21 protein-coding genes are annotated in these 17,583 nt (G+C 72.6%); 12 read left to right on the plus strand and 9 right to left on the minus strand.

The window, feature by feature from the left end; all coding sequences use genetic code 11:
• Window positions 1–348: 348 nt before the first annotated feature.
• Window positions 349–876, plus strand: a complete 528-nt coding sequence (locus IE207_RS28280) for a hypothetical protein (RefSeq protein ID WP_190187159.1) — start codon at window positions 349–351, stop codon at window positions 874–876.
• Window positions 877–1,109: 233 nt separating this feature from the next.
• On the opposite strand, the gene IE207_RS28285 is transcribed toward IE207_RS28280, so the two are convergent.
• Window positions 1,110–1,799 carry a copper homeostasis protein CutC gene (locus IE207_RS28285; protein WP_190187160.1) on the minus strand — a complete coding sequence of 230 codons (690 nt, stop codon included), beginning with the start codon at window positions 1,797–1,799 and terminating at the stop codon, window positions 1,110–1,112.
• A gap of 115 nt (window positions 1,800–1,914) precedes the next feature.
• On the opposite strand from IE207_RS28285, the gene IE207_RS28290 reads away from it, so the two are divergent.
• Both IE207_RS28290 and IE207_RS28295 read left to right on the plus strand, forming a co-directional pair.
• A complete protein-coding gene (locus IE207_RS28290; protein WP_190187161.1) occupies window positions 1,915–2,556 on the plus strand; it encodes an HD domain-containing protein in 642 nt (213 codons plus the stop codon).
• Window positions 2,557–2,637: 81 nt separating this feature from the next.
• The gene (locus IE207_RS28295; protein WP_190187264.1) at window positions 2,638–3,849 is read left to right on the plus strand and encodes a Cmx/CmrA family chloramphenicol efflux MFS transporter; all 1,212 of its coding nucleotides are present in this window, start codon (window positions 2,638–2,640) and stop codon (window positions 3,847–3,849) included.
• Between the two features lie 57 nt (window positions 3,850–3,906).
• Here the strand turns inward: IE207_RS28295 and IE207_RS28300 are convergent, their stop codons facing one another.
• Together IE207_RS28300 and IE207_RS28305 are read right to left on the minus strand one after the other, a co-directional pair.
• The gene (locus tag IE207_RS28300; protein WP_190187162.1) at window positions 3,907–4,173 is read right to left on the minus strand and encodes a DUF4031 domain-containing protein; all 267 of its coding nucleotides are present in this window, start codon (window positions 4,171–4,173) and stop codon (window positions 3,907–3,909) included.
• 7 nt (window positions 4,174–4,180) lie between these two features.
• The gene (locus IE207_RS28305) at window positions 4,181–4,555 is read right to left on the minus strand and encodes a DUF8819 family protein (RefSeq protein WP_190187163.1); all 375 of its coding nucleotides are present in this window, start codon (window positions 4,553–4,555) and stop codon (window positions 4,181–4,183) included.
• A 160-nt stretch (window positions 4,556–4,715) separates the two neighbouring features.
• Between IE207_RS28305 and murQ the strand changes: the two genes are divergently transcribed.
• Genes murQ through IE207_RS28320 form a run of 3 tightly spaced genes read left to right on the plus strand, consistent with a single transcriptional unit; the run spans window position 4,716 to window position 7,716 of the window.
• Window positions 4,716–5,639: an N-acetylmuramic acid 6-phosphate etherase gene (gene murQ, locus IE207_RS28310; protein WP_190187164.1), complete on the plus strand. Its 924-nt coding sequence runs from the start codon at window positions 4,716–4,718 to the stop codon at window positions 5,637–5,639.
• Window positions 5,640–5,691: 52 nt separating this feature from the next.
• Window positions 5,692–7,173, plus strand: coding sequence for a PTS transporter subunit EIIC (locus IE207_RS28315; protein WP_190187165.1), 1,482 nt, complete (start codon window positions 5,692–5,694; stop codon window positions 7,171–7,173).
• 45 nt (window positions 7,174–7,218) lie between these two features.
• Window positions 7,219–7,716 (plus strand): GNAT family N-acetyltransferase, encoded by a 498-nt coding sequence (locus IE207_RS28320; RefSeq protein WP_190187166.1) that lies wholly within the window; start codon window positions 7,219–7,221, stop codon window positions 7,714–7,716.
• Here the strand turns inward: IE207_RS28320 and IE207_RS33480 are convergent, their stop codons facing one another.
• Together IE207_RS33480 and IE207_RS28330 are read right to left on the minus strand one after the other, a co-directional pair.
• Window positions 7,717–8,427 (minus strand): hypothetical protein, encoded by a 711-nt coding sequence (locus tag IE207_RS33480; RefSeq protein ID WP_229874101.1) that lies wholly within the window; start codon window positions 8,425–8,427, stop codon window positions 7,717–7,719.
• The gene (locus tag IE207_RS28330) at window positions 8,424–8,642 is read right to left on the minus strand and encodes a hypothetical protein (protein WP_190187167.1); all 219 of its coding nucleotides are present in this window, start codon (window positions 8,640–8,642) and stop codon (window positions 8,424–8,426) included. The genes IE207_RS33480 and IE207_RS28330 overlap by 4 nt, the downstream gene beginning before the upstream one ends.
• Before the next feature lie 113 nt (window positions 8,643–8,755).
• Between IE207_RS28330 and IE207_RS28335 the strand changes: the two genes are divergently transcribed.
• A complete protein-coding gene (locus tag IE207_RS28335; RefSeq protein WP_190187168.1) occupies window positions 8,756–9,595 on the plus strand; it encodes a helix-turn-helix domain-containing protein in 840 nt (279 codons plus the stop codon).
• Window positions 9,579–9,845: a DUF397 domain-containing protein gene (locus IE207_RS28340; protein ID WP_190187169.1), complete on the plus strand. Its 267-nt coding sequence runs from the start codon at window positions 9,579–9,581 to the stop codon at window positions 9,843–9,845. Before IE207_RS28335 ends, IE207_RS28340 begins: the two co-directional genes overlap by 17 nt.
• On the opposite strand, the gene IE207_RS28345 is transcribed toward IE207_RS28340, so the two are convergent.
• A complete protein-coding gene (locus tag IE207_RS28345; protein WP_190187170.1) occupies window positions 9,829–11,016 on the minus strand; it encodes a S8 family peptidase in 1,188 nt (395 codons plus the stop codon). The two genes, IE207_RS28340 and IE207_RS28345, sit on opposite strands and share 17 nt — an antisense overlap.
• A gap of 231 nt (window positions 11,017–11,247) precedes the next feature.
• Between IE207_RS28345 and IE207_RS28350 the strand changes: the two genes are divergently transcribed.
• On the plus strand, window positions 11,248–11,601 hold the full coding sequence (locus tag IE207_RS28350; RefSeq protein WP_190187171.1) for a protease inhibitor I9 family protein: 354 nt from the start codon (window positions 11,248–11,250) through the stop codon (window positions 11,599–11,601).
• Window positions 11,602–11,620: 19 nt separating this feature from the next.
• Here the strand turns inward: IE207_RS28350 and IE207_RS28355 are convergent, their stop codons facing one another.
• The gene (locus IE207_RS28355; RefSeq protein WP_190187172.1) at window positions 11,621–12,031 is read right to left on the minus strand and encodes a nuclear transport factor 2 family protein; all 411 of its coding nucleotides are present in this window, start codon (window positions 12,029–12,031) and stop codon (window positions 11,621–11,623) included.
• Between the two features lie 110 nt (window positions 12,032–12,141).
• Here IE207_RS28355 and IE207_RS28360 point away from each other — a divergent pair, with 110 nt between their 5' ends.
• Window positions 12,142–12,612 carry a hypothetical protein gene (locus tag IE207_RS28360; protein ID WP_190187173.1) on the plus strand — a complete coding sequence of 157 codons (471 nt, stop codon included), beginning with the start codon at window positions 12,142–12,144 and terminating at the stop codon, window positions 12,610–12,612.
• A 21-nt stretch (window positions 12,613–12,633) separates the two neighbouring features.
• On the opposite strand, the gene IE207_RS28365 is transcribed toward IE207_RS28360, so the two are convergent.
• Together IE207_RS28365 and IE207_RS28370 are read right to left on the minus strand one after the other, a co-directional pair.
• Window positions 12,634–14,220, minus strand: coding sequence for an alpha/beta fold hydrolase (locus IE207_RS28365; protein WP_190187174.1), 1,587 nt, complete (start codon window positions 14,218–14,220; stop codon window positions 12,634–12,636).
• A 12-nt stretch (window positions 14,221–14,232) separates the two neighbouring features.
• Window positions 14,233–15,777, minus strand: coding sequence for an alpha/beta hydrolase (locus IE207_RS28370; protein ID WP_190187175.1), 1,545 nt, complete (start codon window positions 15,775–15,777; stop codon window positions 14,233–14,235).
• Window positions 15,778–15,908: 131 nt separating this feature from the next.
• Between IE207_RS28370 and IE207_RS28375 the strand changes: the two genes are divergently transcribed.
• Window positions 15,909–16,493, plus strand: a complete 585-nt coding sequence (locus IE207_RS28375) for a TetR/AcrR family transcriptional regulator (RefSeq protein WP_190187176.1) — start codon at window positions 15,909–15,911, stop codon at window positions 16,491–16,493.
• 87 nt (window positions 16,494–16,580) lie between these two features.
• Window positions 16,581–17,561 carry a zinc-binding dehydrogenase gene (locus IE207_RS28380; protein ID WP_190187177.1) on the plus strand — a complete coding sequence of 327 codons (981 nt, stop codon included), beginning with the start codon at window positions 16,581–16,583 and terminating at the stop codon, window positions 17,559–17,561.
• The last annotated feature ends 22 nt before the right edge of the window (window positions 17,562–17,583 follow it).

A 17,583-nucleotide genomic window follows, 5' to 3' on the forward strand; every position in this document is an offset into this window, starting at 1 on the left:
AGACCCCTACCCACCGCAGCCTGACCGCTCAACCCGGCGAACCTTCCCGGTCACAGCACTAGCACCGGAGCGGCTGCCGGACCGGGTGCCGGCCCACCCGTAACTCCGGTGGACACGGGGCCCGGACGGCCGGACGATGGAATCACCTCGTGAAGGTGCCCCGGGCCGCCCCTGCGGGCGGGGCCCACGAGGCGCGGGGCCCGTGTGAGGGGCCACCGCTCCGGGAGGCCCGCGGGCCCCCGTTCCTGCCGGGCCCGGCACGCGCCGCACGCTGATCGCCGCGTGGTGCCCGCTCGGCCGTCGCGTGGTCCCCGCTCGGCCGCCTTGTCTCCGAGAGAAGGACGAACAATGAACCGACGTGTACGACTGGCCGTACTGACGCCGCTGGCGGTGTCCTCACTGGCCTTCGGGTCGGTGTCGCTCCTGGCGGGTTCCGCGCAGGCGGCGGTGCCTTCCCTCACCTGCAGCGTGAAGCAGACCCCGACGAGTCCGGGCCACTACGACGTCAACGTCAAGGGCGCGCAACCCGGAGTGGAGGTGGTCGTCGAGGGCGGCTCCGCCACCCACAGCTTCACCTCCAGCGGCAACGCCAACGACAACGGTGAGTTCAACTCCACCAGCGGCTTCATCCCGGCCGGCAAGGTGACCGCCTCTTCGGGCGGCGACAAGGCCACCTGCGGCACGGTCAAGGAAGCCGAACAGCAGGACGCGCAGGCCCAGTACTCCAAGGGCTTCAGGAAGGGCTTCGACGACACGAAGACCACCTGCAAGGCGGTGGGCGAGCAGAAGCAGAACAACCTCACCCAGCTCGACCCGAATTACGAGAAGGGCTACAACGCGGGCGCGAAGGCCGCACTGGAGAGCAAGTTCTGCTGACGCCGCCCGGCCGCCGGGCATCGCACCCGCGCAAGTAACGGGGGTTGACGAGCCGTCAACCCCGGTGCGCGACGGCCCTGCGGCACCCGGCGCCCCGACCGACCGACCGCTCCGCAAGCCCCGCCCGGGCCGTCCCGTTCCCGCAGGGCCCGGCCGGGCTCGCCTCCGTCGAGAGGCCCCGGCCGGCCCCCGCCCCGGAGGCACCGAAGGCACCCGCACCCGCGCCCGCGGCGCTACGCGTCCAGCACCGTCCGCCACTCGGCCACCGCGGTCGCCGTCACCGGGCCCGACCAGCCCGTCGGGCGGGCCGCGCCGCCGATGTGGAAGGCGTTGATGCCCGCCTCCCGCAGCGCCGGGAGGTGGTCCAGCGCCAGGCCGCCGCCGACGAGGATCCGCGCCCCGTAACCCGGTTCGCCCCGTCGCGCCGCCTCCGCCACCAGGACCGGCAGCCCCTCGTCCACCCCCGCCGCCGACCCGGCCGTCAGGAACGTGTCCAGTCCCGGCAGGCCGGCGAGGGCCTTGCGGGCCTGGTCCCGGTCGGCCGCCCGGTCGATGGCCCGGTGGAAGGTCCAGTGGCAGCCGCCCAGCTCCGCGACCACCGCCTCGACGGCGGCGAGGTCCGGCTCGCCGTCCGGGTTCAGGAAGCCGAGGACGAACTCCCGCGCGCCCTCCGCCCGCAGCTCCCGCGCCTGCGCGACGAGGAGGTCGACCCGGCCAGCGGCGAACCCGTCCGTCCGGCGGAGCATCACGCGCAGCGGGATGTCGACCGCCGCCCGGATCGCCGCGAAGGTCTCGCGCGGCGGGGTGAGCCCGTCGGCGGCCATGTCGGTGACCAGTTCGAGTCGGTCCGCCCCACCGGCCTGGGCCGCGACCGCGTCCTCCACGTCGAGGGCGATCACCTCCAGGAGCGCACGGTTGCTCATTCGATCGATCCCATCCTCGGAAAAATAGGTCTAGTCCAATCTCAGAATACGGGCCCGCGCCCACCCACCACCAGCACCACGACCGGCACCGCCACGCCACCCCCACAATGTGCCCATGACCACAGACCTCCGCGACCGCTGGCAGGCCACCACCGCCGCCGCCGGCGCCGCCCCCGGGCTCGACGCCACGCCCTACGCCGACCGCCTCCTCGCCGCCTGGGCGGAGCCGCAGCGCCGGTACCACACCACCGCGCACCTGGCCGACGTACTCGCACGCATCGACGTACTCGCGCCGCACGCGCAGGACCCCGCCGCCGTCGAGCTCGCGGCCTGGTTCCACGACGCCGTCTACCGGCCCGACCGGTCCGAGAACGAAGAGCGCAGCGCCGCCCTCGCCGAGCGCGCCCTGCCCGAACTGGGCATCGACCCGGCCCGCACCGCCGAGGTCGCCCGGCTGGTCCGCCTCACCGTCACCCACGACCCCGCGGCCGGTGACACCAACGGCGAGGTGCTCTGCGACGCCGACCTCGCCGTCCTCGCCGGGTCCCCGGACGCCTACGCCGCCTACGTCACCGCCGTCCGCGCCGAGTACGGCTTCGTCCCCGACGACGCCTTCCGCGACGGCCGCGCCGCCGTACTGCGCCAGCTGCTCGGCCTGCCCCGGCTCTTCCGCACCCCCTACGGCACCGCCCACTGGGAGGCCACGGCCCGCCGCAACCTGGCCGCCGAGCTGGCCACCCTGACGGACGCGACCTGACAAATCCGGCAGGGACCGGGAATGCGTCACCGTTGTGGCTGGTTTGTGCACTACATGCCCGCAGCCCCCGAACGCTCCCGCATGCCCGTCGCCGTCTACGTCCTCGGCCTGTCCGTCTTCGCCCTCGGCACCAGCGAATTCATGCTCTCCGGGCTCCTGCCGCCCATCGCCGAGGACATGGGCGTCACCATCCCGCAGGCCGGCCTGCTGATATCGGCCTTCGCGATCGGCATGGTCGTCGGGGCGCCACTGCTGGCCGTCGCGACCCTGCGCCTGCCGCGCCGCACGACCCTCGTGGGCCTGATCTCCCTCTTCGGCCTCGGGCAGGTGGCGGGCGCGCTGGCCCCCTCGTACGAGCTGCTCTTCGCCTCCCGCGTGGTCTCCGCGCTCGCCTGCGCCGGGTTCTGGGCGGTCGGCGCGGCCGTCGCCATCGCCATGGTCGACAAGGACCAGCGCGCCCGGGCGATGTCCGTCATGATCGGCGGACTGTCGATCGCCAACGTCCTCGGCGTGCCCGCCGGGGCCTTCCTCGGCGAGCAGCTCGGCTGGCGCTCGGCGTTCTGGGCCGTCGGCGCGGCCTCCGCCGTCGCCCTCGCCGGGATCCTGGCGCTGATCCCGCGCATCCCGCTGCCCGCCGAGAAGCCCCGGCTGCGCAGGGAGCTGCGGATCTACCGGGACCGCCAGGTGTGGCTGTCGGTCGGAGTCACCTCGCTCGCCGCGGGCGGGGTCTTCTGCGCGTTCAGCTACCTGTCCCCGCTGCTCACGGACGTGGCCGGGCTGGACTCCGGCTGGGTGCCGTGGATCCTGGGCCTGTTCGGGGTGGGCGCGCTCGTCGGTACGACCATCGGCGGGCGGGTCGCTGACGCGCACCTGTTCGGGGTGCTGCTGTGGGGCATCGCCGCCTCGACGGTGTTCCTCGTCTCGCTGGCCCTGCTCGCGTCCTTCGCGGTGGCGGCGGTGGCGCTGTCGTTCCTGATCGGCCTCTCGGCCTTCTTCACCGCCCCGGCGCTGAACGCCCGGCTGTTCAACGTCGCCGGGGCCGCCCCCACCCTCGCGGGCGCCACGACCACGGCCGCGTTCAACCTGGGCAACACCGGCGGCCCCTGGCTCGGCGGCACCGTCATCGACGCCGGTTTCGGCTTCGCCGCCACCGCCTGGGCGGGCGCCGCGATGACGGTCACCGCCCTCGCCCTGACCGCCCTCGCCCGGCGTCTCGACCGCCCCACGCGCTCCCGCGTCCTGGCCTCCTCCACGCCCCGCCCGGCCCCCGCCGACGCCCTGACCAGGGGCTGAGCAGGCGGCAGGCAGGCCCGAGAGGCGGGGCGGGCAGGGCGGGCGGGGCAGGACCGCTCAGACCGTGCGCCCCTTCGGGCGGCGCAGGCCCGCTTCCGTGATCCGGCGGACGAGCTCCTTGCTGCCCACCTCCACCGCACCCGCCGCCACCGCGTCCGCGTACCGGTACGACGGCACGTCGTAGTGGTCCCGCTCGAACGCCCGCGGCGGGCAGCCGATCGACGCCGCGAAGGCGTGCAACTCCTCGTACGAGACGTCGCTGACCAGGTGCGACCACATCCGGCCGTGACCCGGCCAGGTCGGCGGGTCTATGTACACCGTCACCCGTCGCTCACCGCCGGCCGAAGACGGGGCCGAGTCCGCCCACCGCCGCCACCCGCACGCCCGCCTCCGAGCACACCCAGTGCGGATCCGGCCCGAGCTCCGGCTCGACGTCCAGGGAATGCGGATCGCCGTGCGCGCACACCGGGCACAGCGGCCACCGCCCGTACTTCTCCAGCAGCGCGTCCTGCACGTCCTGCGCGACGAGTCCGGCGAGGTAGTCGACCCCCTCCGGCCACTGCTCCACCCACCACCGGCGGTGCGTGACCGAGTCCTCCACGAGGGACACGACATCGGCCTCGGCGACCTCGCCCGCGACGAGATCGGCGAGTACAAGGGCGCGGGCGGCGTGCAGCGCCTGCTCAAGGGGGGTCGCGTGGTCCATGGGCCCATTGTGAACCCGTACGGGCGAGTACGGGGAAAGCCGATGCGTCTTCACCCGCGGGCCCCGCCCCGGGCATGGCGCCTTGACCCCCACCCCGGACGAAAATACGGTGCCGACCTCAGCCCCCGACGCGAGACGCCCCCAGCGCTAGGACCCGCCCATGACCGCCCACGCGGAACTGCGTGCCCAGCTCGACGCCCTCACCACCGAGGCCTTCCGCCCCGACCTCGCCGAGATCGACCGGCTGCCCACCCTCGACATCGTCCGCCTCATGAACGCCGAGGACGCCACCGTCCCGGCCGCCGTCGCGGACCGGCTCCCGCAGATCGCCGCGGCCGTCGACGCGATCGCCGCCCGCATGGCCCGCGGCGGCCGGCTCGTCTACGCGGGCGCCGGCACCGCCGGCCGCATGGGCGTGCTCGACGCCAGCGAATGCCCGCCGACCTTCAACACCGACCCACGCCAGGTCGTCGGCCTGATCGCGGGCGGCCCCACCGCCATGGTCAAGGCCGTCGAAGGCGCCGAGGACTCCACCGCCCTCGCCGCCGACGACCTCACCGCACTCGGCCTCACCGCCACCGACACCGTCATCGGCGTCTCCGCCTCCGGCCGCACCCCGTACGCGATCGGCGCCGTCGAGTTCGCCCGTACCCGCGGCGCGCTCACCGTCGGGCTGTCCTGCAACGCCGGCTCCGCGCTCGCCGCAGCCGCCGAGCACGGCATCGAAGTCGTCGTCGGCCCCGAATTCCTCACCGGATCCACCCGGTTGAAGGCCGGGACCGCGCAGAAGCTGGTACTGAACCTCATCTCGACCGTCACCATGATCCGCCTCGGCAAGACGTACGGGAACCTGATGGTCGACGTCCGCGCCACCAACGACAAGCTGCGCGCCCGCTCCCGGCGCATCGTCGCGCTCGCCACCGGCGCCCCGGACGACGAGATCGAGGCCGCGCTCGCCGCGACCGGCGGCGAGGTCAAGAACGCCGTCCTCGTCATCCTCGGCGGAGTCGACGGCCCCACCGCCGCCGCCCTCCTCGCGGACACGGACGGCCACCTGCGCGCGGCCCTCACCCGGACGCACTGATCCCCACCGACCGGCAGCCGCCCACCCGACCAGCAGCGAGGCGATCCCACCCATGTCCCCCGACACGCACCGCGCCACGGCCGCCGCGATCCTCCCCCTGGTCGGCGGCCCGGACAACGTCACCTCCGTCGCGCACTGCATGACCCGGCTGCGCATCGGCCTGCGCGACCGCGCCCTCGTCCAGGACGAGGCGCTCAAGGCCGTCCCCGCCGTCCTCGGGGTCGTGGACGACGACACCTACCAGATCGTGCTCGGACCGGGCGCCGTCGCCCGCGTGACGCCCGAGTTCGAGGCGCTGGTGCGCGAGGCGCCCCCCGCACGGACCGCGCCCCCCGCCCGCCCCGCCACGGCCGGGGCCCTCCTGGAACGCGGTACAGCGCTGAAAGAGGCCAGGAAGGCGCGCAACGCCACTCCCGTCAAACTGCTCCTGCGCCGCATCGCGAACATCTTCGTCCCGCTCATCCCGGCCCTCATCGGCTGCGGCATCATCGCCGGGCTGAACGGCCTGCTCACCAACTCCGGCCTGCTGCCCGCCGTCGTCCCCGCCCTCGCCGCGATCGCGTCCGGCTTCATGTCCCTGATCGCCGTGTTCGTCGGCTACAACACCGCCAAGGAGTTCGGCGGCACACCCGTGCTCGGCGGCGCGGTCGCGGCGATCATCGTCTTCCCCGGCGTCGCGAAGATCGAGGCGTTCGGCCAGCACCTCGCGCCGGGGCAGGGCGGTGTGCTCGGAGCGCTAGCGGCCGCGCTGCTCGCCGTGTACGTGGAGAGGTGGTGCCGGACCTGGGTCCCGCAGGCCGTGGACAACCTGGTCACGCCCACCCTCACCGTCCTCCTCCCCGGCCTGGTCACCCTCTTCGGGCTCATGTACCTGGCCGGTGAAGTCGCCGGGGGCATCGGCTGGTTCGCCGACCGGCTCCTCGCCACCGGCGGGGCGTTCGCCGGGCTGGTGCTGGGCGGCCTCTTCCTGCCGCTGGTCATGCTGGGCCTGCACCAGGCCCTGATCCCGATCCACACCACCCTCATCGAGCACTCCGGCTACACCGTGCTGCTGCCGATCCTCGCGATGGCGGGCGCGGGCCAGGTCGGTGCGGCCATCGCGGTCTACTACCGCCTCCCGCGCAACCGGTCGCTGCGCACCACCATCAAGTCGGCGCTCCCGGCCGGTTTCCTGGGCGTCGGGGAACCGCTGATCTACGGGGTCTCCCTGCCGCTGGGCCGCCCCTTCGTCACCGCCTGCGTCGGCGGGGCGGCGGGCGGCGCGTTCGTCGGCCTCTTCAACCAGCTGGGCGCCGGCTTCGGCTCAACGGCCATCGGCCCCTCCGGCTGGGCCCTGTTCCCGCTCCTGGACGGCCCGACGGGTCTCGGCCCGGCCATCGCCGTCTACGCGGGCGGCCTGTCGGTCGGCTACGCGGTCGGCTTCGCCGCCACCTACTTCTTCGGCTTCACGCCGCAGATGCTGACGGACCTCAACACCGACCCCGGCCCGTCCCCCACCCTGACACCCCCCTCCCCCGAACCGGCCCCGGCTTGACCGGTTCTCCGGCCCGTACGAGGACGGCGTGCATAAGGTGATCGGATGATCGAGATTCGTCGCGCCACGCCGTCCGACGGGGACGTGCTCGGGGAGATCCACGCCGCCTCGTGGGAAGCGGCGTACGCCCCCTTCTTCGAGGCGGAGTTCGCCTCCCGGGAGGTACGCGCCCGGCTCACCCGCTGGCACGCCCGGGTCGCCGACGACACGGCCACGATCCTCCTCGCCCGGCTCGACGGCCGCCCGCTCGCCATGTCCTCCTCCGGCCCGTCCGCGGACCGGCCCGCCCTCGCGGAGATCCACACCTTCTACGCCCACCCCGAGGCCTGGGGCACCGGCATCGCCGACGCCCTCATGACCGCGACGCTCCAGCGCCTGCACGACGACGGATACGGCGGCGCCCACCTCTGGACCCTGCGCGACACCCCCCGCTCCCGTCGCTTCTACGTGAAGTCCGGCTTCACCGAATCCGGTTCCGTGCGCACCCACGACTTCGGCGACGGAGCCCCCCTCGCCCAGGTCGAATACCTCCGCCCCCGCTGATCAGGCCCCGCACCCCCCGGCGGCGGTGCGGAGGTAGGCCACCAGGTCCTCCACGTCGTAGCCCAGCTTCGGGCCGCGCTCCGCGGCCATCAGCAGCAGCTGGCCCACGATCTCCGCGCCCCAGCCGTCCGGGCCGTCCTGCGACCACTCCCACAGCTTCTCGATCCCGAGGCCCGTCATCAGCAGCCCGTACCCGGCCCGGATCTCCCCGCACAGCGGCGCCACCGCGTCGAGCAGCCGCGCCCCCGGCCGCTCGCAGCGGAGCCCGAAGCACCCGCCGAAGTCCTCGACCACGCACCCGGTCGGCGGGCACGCCTTGATCGCGTCATAGCGCCGGTCGTCGAACCCCGGGAACTCCCCGGCCGGGCTGTGCACCAGCGAGAACCGCTGCCAGCCGGGCGGCGGAGGCGGCTGAGGCCGCCACGCCTTGAGGCCGAACGCCTCCTGCACCAACGCCGTCGCCTCGTCCGCCGTGTCGGCCGTCTCGCTCACCCTCCGCTTCCCGTCATCGCCGACAGCGGTCCACAGCCCGCTGCGCCCGTCCTGCGACACCCGTACCGAAAGGCCCATGCCCGCACGCTTCCACCCGGCCCTCACCATTCCCTTCTCCAGCCAGCACAACTTCCACGCCAGCTCGAACTCCCATCCGCGCGCCGCCTCCGCCAGCCCCTTCAAGACCGCCTCGCACCGCGCCCGTTCGTCTCCCGTCACGGATGCGCCCGCTCGTGCAGCACGGCGGCCAGCCGTAGCGCGGTGTCCAGGTTGCAGCGCCCGAGGTCGACCAGGGGCAGCCCGTACGTCCCGGCGGCGGACACCCCGTCCACCCCCAGCGACGGGAAGACCACACCCACATCCCCGAGGGCCTCCTTCAACTGCCCCACGGCCTCCTCGGCCGCCAGCATCCGTTCCTTCGGCGAGAGCACCATGACATGTCCCTTTCGCTCTGAGTAATCACGTTCTGCACACAGAGTGGCTACTCGGTAGCTAGCCTTTCAACGTCGGACCCTGCACAAACGCACGTGTTGGACCAGGAGTTGCCATGCCGGGACCAAAGAACCTCGACCCCTCCTCCTCGCCCCGCGCCCTTTTGGGCGCGGAACTCCGCGTCGCCCGCGAACGCGCGGGCCTCACCCAGGCCGAACTGGCCGAACGGCTGTTCGTCAGCGGCTCGTTCATCGGCCAGCTCGAAGCCGGGACACGCCGGATGCACCTCGATGTCGCCCGCCAGATAGACGAGATCCTCCGTACGGACGGATTCTTCGCCCGCAACTGCGAGGCGGCGGCCAAGTCCAAGTACCCGGACCACTCCGCGGCGGCGGCCGAAGCGGAGGCGCTGGCGAAGACCATCCGGGAGTACGCGCCGCTGATCATCCCAGGTCTGTTGCAGACGGAGGCGTACGCGCGGGCCGTGTTCCGCGCGTACCAACCGACGGCGACGGAGGACGTGATCGATGAGCTGGTCAGGAACCGCCTGGAACGGGCGGCGCTGCTCGGTGATCCAACAACCCCCGTGTTCTGGTGCGTGCTTGACGAGGCGATCCTGCGCCGGAGCGGGGACGACCCATCGATCCTCGCCGAGGCCCTGCGTCACATCGCGAGCCTGATCCGGTCACACCGGATCGTCGTGCAGGTGTTGCCGTTCAGCGCGGGTTTCCACGCGGGGCTGCTGGGCTCCCTCAAGCTGATGTCCTTCGAGGACGCTCCCCCGCTCGCCTACGTCCAAGGCATGGGAACAGGCCAGTTGTTCGACGATCCGTCCACGGTCGCCCAGCACACTCTGACCTACGATCTCCTCATGGCCAACGCGCTCTCCCCACGGGAGTCGCTGGCTCTGATCGAGTCGGTGGCGGAGGATTTCGAACATGATCAGCTTGCATGACTATGACCTGACGGCAGCCAGTTGGCACAAGTCCAGCTACAGCGGTGGCGACGGCGGCGACTGCCTGGAGATGGCCACCTGGCGGAAGTCCACCCACAGCGGGGGCGACGGCGGAAACTGCCTCGAAGTCTCCGACGGCCACCCCGGCATCGTCCCCGTCCGGGACTCCAAGCGGCCCGAGGGCCCGCACGTGGTGTTCCGCGCGCAGGCCTGGGCCGACTTCGTGGGGTCGCTCAGAGACCGTTGGTGAACAGCAGCCGGTTGGGGCTGCCCGGGCTGACACCGGTCAGGACGTCCTTGGTGGACGCGTCGCCCAGGAACTCGGCGACCTCCGCCGGGGTCGCGGCCGGGTGCGCCTGCTTGTAGAGCACCGCGACACCGGTGACGTGCGGCGAGGCCATGGACGTCCCGTTCAGGGCCACGCTGCCGCCGCCGAGCTTCGCGGAGGTGATGTCCTGGCCGGGGGCGTAGAGGCTGACGCAGCGACCGTAGTTGGAGAAGCTCGTCTCCTCGTCCCACCTGTTGCTCGCCGCCACCGTCACCACGCGGTCGGCGGACGCCGGCGAGATGTTGCACGCGTCCTCCGAGCTGTTGCCCGCCGCGACGACGGGCAGGACTCCCCGGTCGGAGAGGGCGTTCGCGGCGTTGTTGACCGCCTCGGACCAGGGGCCGCCGAGCGAGGCGTTCAGCACCGCGGGCTGCTTGGCGTTGTTCGCGACCCAGTCCATGCCGGCGATGATGCCCGAGTAGGAGCCCGTGCCGTCGCAGCCCAGGACGCGGACGGCGACCAGGTCGGCCTTACGGGCGACTCCGTACGTCCTGCCGCCGACCGTACCCGCGACGTGCGTGCCGTGGCCCTGGCAGTCCATGCCCTGCCTGCCGTCGCCGACGGCGTCGTAGCCGAAGGTCGCGCGGCCGTCGAACTCGTCGTGGTCGTAGTCGATGCCGGTGTCCAGGATGTACGCCGTCACCCCGGCGCCGTCGCCCTTGGTGGTGAAGTCGTCGTCGAGCGGCAGCGTCCTCTGGTCGATCCGGTCCAGGCCCCAGAGCGAGGTCGGGGAGCCCATCGCCCGCCGGTCGTCGTGCGAGCCGTCCGACACGGCGGAGATCCTCGTGTCCTCCTCGACCGTCTTCACCCCGAGGGTCTTGCGGGCGGCCTCCAACTGGAGCCGGGTCATCGGCACGGCGAAGCCGTTGATGGCGTGGCGGTAGAGGTACCTCGGCTTCAAGCCCAGCTTCTTCGTCAGCGCGCCCGCGTCGACGCCCTTGTCCAGCGTCACGATGTACTGGCCGGGCACCGCGTCCGTCGAGGCGATCAACGGAGCCGGGGTCGGCTCGGGGGCCGCTGCGGACGCGCTGCCGGCGAGGGCCGGGGTCATGGCGAGCAGGGCGGCGGTCGTCACACGGGCGAGCAGGCGCATGGAGGAACTTTCGGGCAGGTGGCTGAGGATGCGAGGCACCGCCACCTCACGGACGGGTACGCCGAAAGGGGCGCGCCCCTTCCATGCATCGGGCACCTACCGGTGCGCCTTGAGGAGCCACCCCCGGTTGGCCGACAGGGAGGGGGCGCATTCGGCGTTCACCACCGCCGGGCCGGGGCGCGCCGCCGGACGTCGTTGACCGGGACCCCCGTGCGTGATGGCGTCGCGGCCATGCGCAACCGACCCCGTTGGACCCGCCGGGCGGCCGTCGCCGTCACCGCCCTCGCCGCCGTGGCCGCCCTGCCCGCCACGGCCGTCACCGCCGCCACCCACGGCTCCGCGCCGCGCGCGGCCCACCCGGCTCCGGACGAGTGGCCGACGTACGTGGTGACCGTACGGCGGGGCATGGACCCGGCCATGGTGGCGGACCACCACGGGATCAGGCCGGTGCACGTCTTCCACACCGCGATGAACGGCTTCGCCGCCCCGCTCTCCCCCGACCAGGTCACCGCCCTGCGGGCGAACCCCCTCGTGGAGTCCATCGAGGAGGACGGCGTCGGCTCCTCGTTCGGCACCCCCGCCTGAACCCGCCTGAACGGACCGGTCAGCTCTGGTCGGTCTCCAGCGTGTCCGCGTGACGGTGGCAGACCTTCCACTCGCCGCCCTCGCGGCGGTAGACCTGGGTCACGCGCAGCACGTAGCGGCGCGGCTCGCCGTTGACGCTGACCCGGGTGCGCTCGTAGCCGGTGGTGTACGCCATGTCGCCGACGACGTCCGCCGCGACGATCTCGTACGCGTACGCGGTGCAGTCCGAGAACGAGTCCGCCAGCCGGTGGAAGAGCTCGCTGATCTGCTCGTACCCGACGGCCGACATCCAGGCGCCCATCACCGAGACCGGCTCGCGCCGGGACCAGAGCGCGAAGCGCGGCCCGGCGTCCCCGTTGTGCACGGCGCTCTCCGCGTCCCGCAGCCGGGTCCGCGCCCATTCGAGGAACGCGTCACGCTCGTCGCTCATCTCCGGCCTCCCGGGGCTCCACTTCGACCCGCTCACTTCCCACCGTAAACGCCGCAGTGCGCGGGGGCCCGTGGGTGGAGACTGGGAGGACCGGGAATCTTGGAGGCGTCATGGCTCAGGCCGAACAGGTCTTGTGGCGGTCACACGCGGCGAACCGGTGGATGCAGGCGACGGCCGTCTTCCTCGCCCTCGTCGCGGTCGGGCTCGCCGTCGTGGGGCTGGTGGGGCCGGTGGCCCTGGTGTGGGCGCCGGCGGCGGTGCTGCTCCTGTCGGCCCTGCTGCTCCTGGTGTTCGCCTCCGTGACCGTGCGGATCACCGGCCGGGCGCTGGAGGTGGCGTACGGGCCGCTCGGACGGCCCGTGAGGCGCTGGTCCCCCGGGGAGATCGAGGTACCGGCCCGCGTGGAGGAGCGCAGGCCCATGCAGGTGGGCGGCTGGGGCTACCGCATCAGCGGGCTCGGTACGACGGTGATGGTGCGGCGGGGCCCCTGCCTCGTCATCCGCTCCCGGGGCAGGGACTTCGCGGTCAGCGTGGACGACGCCCAGCGGGGCGCCGCCCTCCTGAACTCGCTGCCCCGGTGAGGTGGCGCCCCGGCGGCCGGCTCAGGGCCCGGTTTCGAACTCGGGCGGTTCGAGGCCGTTCAGGCACCCGGTCTCGGGTGCGGCCGGGGTGTCGAAGAAGGAGACGGCGATCTCCTGGGCGCACTTCGAGGTCGCGAACACCACGTGCGGCTCGTAGGGGACGGTCACGACCTTGGCCCTGCTCAGCGTACGGGCGACGTACGGCCCGTTGTCCGCGCCGGTCTGGGAGTCGAAGCTGCCCGACAGCGCGAGGGTGGGGATGTCGCCGCGCGTGACCTCCCGGATCGAGGGCGCCGCTGCGGGGACGTTCCAGACGCCGCAGTCCTCACGCAGGAACGTGAGCTGCGGAGCCTGGGCCTGCACGGAGCGGGGGAAGGACGGGAACGCCGCCTGGCCGCCCCGCAGCGCCTGCTCCTGGCTCTCGTACGGTGTCCACTCGCTGCAGAAGACGCCGTAGGAGAGACCGTGCGCGACCCTGCCCACGGCTGCCGGGCTGAGCTTGCCGCCGGCCCACTGCTTCGCGATCCGCTGGGGTTTGCCGTGCGCCAGCTCGTCCAGGGCGGCGGGAACTTGGGGCGCCACGTGGGTGGCGGAGGTCATCCAGTTCACCAGGGCCCCTCCGTCCAGGACGACCTTCACCGGCTTGTCGCTCCCCGGGAGCGTGACGGTGGTCGTGACCGGCTTGGCTTCGAGGTCGCGGACGAGCTTGTCGAAGGTGGCCGGCAGGTTCGGGTAGCGCTTGGCGCAGGCGGGCTGGTCGGCACATGCCTTGAACAGGCCGTCGAAGCCCTGCCGGGCGCTGCTCCAGGTCAGGGCCGAGCCGCCCTTGGACGGCGGCAGTATGCCGTCGAGGGCCACCGAGCGGAGTCCGCCCGGGTGCAGGCGCATGTAGACCAGTGCCAGGTGGGTGCCGTAGGAGATGGAGTACAGGTTCCACTGCTTGATGCCGAGCGCGGTGCGCAGGTCTTCGTAGTCCGCCGCGCTCTCCGTGTCGTTGTAGGCGCCGAGGTCGATGCCGCGGGCCGCCAGCCGGTCGTGGCAGGCCTTCGTGGCCGCGACGTGCAGGCGCTCGGTGGACGGCGCGTCGTAGACGAGACCGACCGCTTTCGCGTTGAACTCGTCGATGTTGGGGCACAGCAGGTTCGGCTCGGCCGAGTACGTGCCGCGCTGGGACATGAAGACCACGTCACGGTCGCGGTTCAGGCCGCCGTCGATCGCCATCTTCGCCTCGCCGACCGCGTCGTCCCCGGGTCCGCCCGCGAGCCACACGATGGGGTCGGGTTTCGGTGTGGCGGACTTGGCGGGCACGATCGCGACACCGAGCCTGATCGTCTTGCCGTTCGCCCCGGCCCGGTTCTCGGGGACGGTGAGGGTTCCGCAGCGGGCTCCCTTGAGCGCCTCGATCGGTTCCGGCGTCCTGGGGCAGGGGCCCGGTTGGTAGCGGGCGTCGCCCGCGGTGCGGGCCGTGGTGCCGATGGGCGCCCCGGGGCCGGGGCCGACGTCGGTGCGGGACCGCGCCTGGGCTGCGGGCGCTGCGAGCAGACCGGTGGCGAGGAGGGCGGCCGCCATGCGCACGGTGCTGCGGCGGGGCCCGTGGTGGGGTGTCATCTGCCCTCCCGGTTACTTCGGGACGATCGTGAACGGTTCGGGTTCGAGACCGTCCACGCACGAGGTGTCGGGAGCGGTCGGGCGGGCGAAGAACGAGGCGAGCACGCGCTGCGCGCACGGGGACTGCGGGACCACCCAGTGGCCGATGCCGGGGATCTGTACGGCGGTCGAACGGGACAGGTCGCGGGCCACGCCCTTCGCCCAGCTCGCCCCGGTCTTCACGTCGAACGTGCCGGAGACCACGAGCGCCGGCACCGAACTGACCGTGGGCACCCGCTGGACCTCCGAGCGGTCCGGAACGTCCCAGATCCCGCACACCGGGTACTGGAACGGCAGTTGCGGAGCCTGGGCCAGGACCGAGTCGGGCCACCCGGGGAAGGCCTTGCGGCCCGCCTTGAGCACGTCGTGTCCCGAGTAGCCCGGAGCCCATTCACTGCACGCTATCGAGTTCGTCAGGCCGTGCGCGAACATGCCGACGTGCTGGACCGAGCCGGCCGCGCGGGCCTCGGCGAACCGCTCCGGGTTCCCGCGGCTGAGCTCGTCGAGCGCCGCCGGGATGTCCTTGGGCCGGGGGGTGAAGGCGACGATCAGGTTCAGCAGCGCGCCCCCGTCGAGGACGGTCTTGACCGGCTTTCCGCCGTTAGGCGGCGTGACGTCCAGCGTCAGGGGGTGGGCCTCCAGCTTGCGCACCTGTTCGGTCAGCGTGCGGGGGAGGTCCGGGTAGCGGTCCTTGCAGGCGGGCTGCGCCGCGCAGGCCTCGAAGATGTTGTGGATGCCTTCGGCGGTGCTGCCCCAGGTCCACGGCAGGGTCACGAACTGGGAAGGTGCGACCGAGTCGATCGCCACCGCGCGGATCCCCTCGGGGTGCAGGCGCAGGTAGGTGAGGGCCAGGTTGCTGCCGTAGGAGTACCCGTAGACGTTCCACCGGGGGATGCCCAGCGCCGTGCGCAGGTCGGCGAAGTCCGCGGCGTTCTCGGTGGTGTTGTAGGCGCTCAGGTCGACTCCGCCGGCCGTCAGGCGGGCCCGGCAGTCCTTCACCGCCTTGAGCATGAGCTGCTCGGCCTGCTGGGAGTCGTAGCCCAGGCCCACGGCCTGCGCGTTGAACCGGTCGACCTCCGGGCAGGCGAGGTTCGGCTGGTCGTAGAGGTTGCCGCGCTGGGCCATGACGATCAGTTCGCGGTCCTTGTTCAGGCCGGAGCCGATGAGGAAGGGGATGTCGTCGAAGGTGTCGGCGCCGGGGCCGCCCGCCATGAACACCACCGGGTCCGCGGCGGGCTGGTGCGCGACGGCCGGGATGCGCGCCACGGCCAGCTTGATGGTCCGGCCACCGGGGCGGGAGCGGTTCTCGGGGACCTCCAGGGTGCCGCACCGCGCCTTGGCCAGTGCTTCGACGGGCTCGGGTGGCTTCGGGCAGGCACCGGGCACGAACCGGGGGGCGGCCGGGCCGGGCGTCGGGGCGGGAGTCGGGCCGGTCGCGGCGGCTGACGTGGTGCCGAACGCCGACAGGCAGGCCAGCGCGGCCGCGGCGGTCACCGCGTGGATGCTGTGCTTGGGCATGTGATCCCGTCCTCTGCCAACATCGGCGGCGGTCGGCCGGAACTCGTGTTTTCGACGCTACCGGGTGGTCCGTTCGGCTGCACGCCGGACGGCGCCTTGTTCTTGAATGGTCACTCATGTATTTTCGTGGCATGCCCCGCCCCCGCGAGTTCGAACCCGACGCCGTGCTGGACCAGGCCATGCTGCGATTTTGGTGGCAGGGCTACCGGGCCACCTCGATCGAGGATCTCGTCAAGGCGACCGGCGTGAAGCCCGGCAGTCTCTACAGCGCGTTTCCGGGCGGCAAGCGCACGCTGTTCCTGAGGTCCCTGGAGCGGTACTCCAAGCTGGTCGTCCCGCAGAAGCTGGGCGAACTCGCGGCGCCCGGCGCCTCACTGAGCGAGCTGCGCGGCTACTTCGACGGGCTGGTGAGCGACCTGCTCAGCCCGGAGGGCCGGCAGGGGTGCCTGCTCGTGAACACCGCGATCGAGAACGCGGCCGAGGACGACGAGGCCGCCGCCGTCGTGCGCGGCCACCTGGCCCGCCTGGAGCAGTGCATGACCACCGCCCTGCGCAACGCCCGCGACACCGGCGAGGTCCGCGCCTCGGTGGACCCGGCCGGCAGCGCCAAGCTGCTGGTGGCGACGTGCCAGGGGCTCATGGTCGTGGGGAAGGCGAACCCCGACGGGACGGTACTGCGCGCGATCGTCGACAACGCCTTCACCGTCCTCGCCTGACGGGCCCGCGCCAGGGGCCACCGTGAGCGGTGGCCCCTTTTTTCAGCCCTCGTAGTTGAATGACCCTTCAAGAATGGAGCATGCCCGATGAAGGCCATCGTCATATCCGCCTACGGCGCCCCCGAGGTACTGCACGTCACCGAACTGCCCGACCCCGTGCCCGCGCCGGAAGAGGTGCTGATCCGGGTCGAGGCGTTCGGCCTCAACCACGCCGAGGCGTACATGCGCGCCGGCAGCTGGGGAGACGTCGCGGCCGTCCCGGGGATCGAGTGCGCGGGATCGGTCGAAGCCGACCCCTCGGGCCGCCTCGCCCCCGGAACCCGGGTCGTGGCGGTCCTCGGCGGCATGGGCCGTACCCGCAACGGCAGTTACGCCGAGCTGGTCACGGTGCCGGCCAGCAACGTGACAGCGGTGGACTCGTCGCTGGGATGGGCCGAGCTGGCGGCCGTGCCCGAGGTCTACGCGACGGCGTGGAGCGGGCTGTTCGGCAACCTCGGCCTGCGCCCGGGCGAGCGGGTCCTGGTCCGCGGAGCGACGTCCTCCCTCGGCCAGGCCGCCGTCAACCTCGCCGTCGACCACGGCGCGAGCGTGCTCGCGACCACCCGCAATCCCGCGCACGCACTACTCCTCGAGGAACTCGGCGCCGAGGAGGTCCTCATCGACGACGGACACCTGGCCGCCCAGGTCAGCGGGGGCGGCCACGCCGTCGACGCGGTGTTCGACCTCGTCGGCAACAGCGTCCTGCGCGACTCCCTGGCCACGGTCCGTCCCCGTGGCCGGGTCTGCCAGCTCGGTTTCCTCGGCGGCTTGGAGCCGGTGCGCGACTTCAACCCGATCACCGACCTCCCCTCCGGCGTGCAGCTGAGCTTCTTCGGCAGCGCCTTCGTCCTGGGCGGCCCCGACTTCCCGCTCGCCGACGTCCCGTTGGACGCGATCTACGCCAAGGTCGAGTCCGGGGTCCTGTCGGCGAGGCCGGTGCGGACCTTCCGTTTCGAGGAGATCGTCGAGGCCCACCGGGTCATGGAAGCGGGTGGGGCGCTGGGCAAGATGACCGTCGTCGTCGGCTGAGCGCCCCCGCCGGGACCGGGGC

It is taken from the genome of Streptomyces cirratus, assembly GCF_014650775.1.
Lineage (GTDB): Bacteria > Actinomycetota > Actinomycetes > Streptomycetales > Streptomycetaceae > Streptomyces > Streptomyces cirratus.

Bases quoted from the DNA above. Each gene is read 5' to 3' on its own strand.
- IE207_RS28280 (WP_190187159.1), top strand. From the start codon at position 349: ATGAACCGACGTGTACGACTGGCCGTACTGACGCCGCTGGCGGTGTCC.
- IE207_RS28285 (WP_190187160.1), bottom strand. From the start codon at position 1,799: ATGAGCAACCGTGCGCTCCTGGAGGTGATCGCCCTCGACGTGGAGGAC.
- IE207_RS28290 (WP_190187161.1), top strand. From the start codon at position 1,915: ATGACCACAGACCTCCGCGACCGCTGGCAGGCCACCACCGCCGCCGCC.
- IE207_RS28295 (WP_190187264.1), top strand. From the start codon at position 2,638: ATGCCCGTCGCCGTCTACGTCCTCGGCCTGTCCGTCTTCGCCCTCGGC.
- IE207_RS28305 (WP_190187163.1), bottom strand. From the start codon at position 4,555: ATGGACCACGCGACCCCCCTTGAGCAGGCGCTGCACGCCGCCCGCGCC.
- murQ (WP_190187164.1), top strand. From the start codon at position 4,716: ATGACCGCCCACGCGGAACTGCGTGCCCAGCTCGACGCCCTCACCACC.
- IE207_RS28315 (WP_190187165.1), top strand. From the start codon at position 5,692: ATGTCCCCCGACACGCACCGCGCCACGGCCGCCGCGATCCTCCCCCTG.
- IE207_RS28320 (WP_190187166.1), top strand. From the start codon at position 7,219: ATGATCGAGATTCGTCGCGCCACGCCGTCCGACGGGGACGTGCTCGGG.
- IE207_RS28330 (WP_190187167.1), bottom strand. From the start codon at position 8,642: ATGGTGCTCTCGCCGAAGGAACGGATGCTGGCGGCCGAGGAGGCCGTG.
- IE207_RS28335 (WP_190187168.1), top strand. From the start codon at position 8,756: ATGCCGGGACCAAAGAACCTCGACCCCTCCTCCTCGCCCCGCGCCCTT.
- IE207_RS28340 (WP_190187169.1), top strand. From the start codon at position 9,579: ATGATCAGCTTGCATGACTATGACCTGACGGCAGCCAGTTGGCACAAG.
- IE207_RS28345 (WP_190187170.1), bottom strand. From the start codon at position 11,016: ATGCGCCTGCTCGCCCGTGTGACGACCGCCGCCCTGCTCGCCATGACC.
- IE207_RS28350 (WP_190187171.1), top strand. From the start codon at position 11,248: ATGCGCAACCGACCCCGTTGGACCCGCCGGGCGGCCGTCGCCGTCACC.
- IE207_RS28355 (WP_190187172.1), bottom strand. From the start codon at position 12,031: ATGAGCGACGAGCGTGACGCGTTCCTCGAATGGGCGCGGACCCGGCTG.
- IE207_RS28360 (WP_190187173.1), top strand. From the start codon at position 12,142: ATGGCTCAGGCCGAACAGGTCTTGTGGCGGTCACACGCGGCGAACCGG.
- IE207_RS28365 (WP_190187174.1), bottom strand. From the start codon at position 14,220: ATGACACCCCACCACGGGCCCCGCCGCAGCACCGTGCGCATGGCGGCC.
- IE207_RS28370 (WP_190187175.1), bottom strand. From the start codon at position 15,777: ATGCCCAAGCACAGCATCCACGCGGTGACCGCCGCGGCCGCGCTGGCC.
- IE207_RS28375 (WP_190187176.1), top strand. From the start codon at position 15,909: ATGCCCCGCCCCCGCGAGTTCGAACCCGACGCCGTGCTGGACCAGGCC.
- IE207_RS28380 (WP_190187177.1), top strand. From the start codon at position 16,581: ATGAAGGCCATCGTCATATCCGCCTACGGCGCCCCCGAGGTACTGCAC.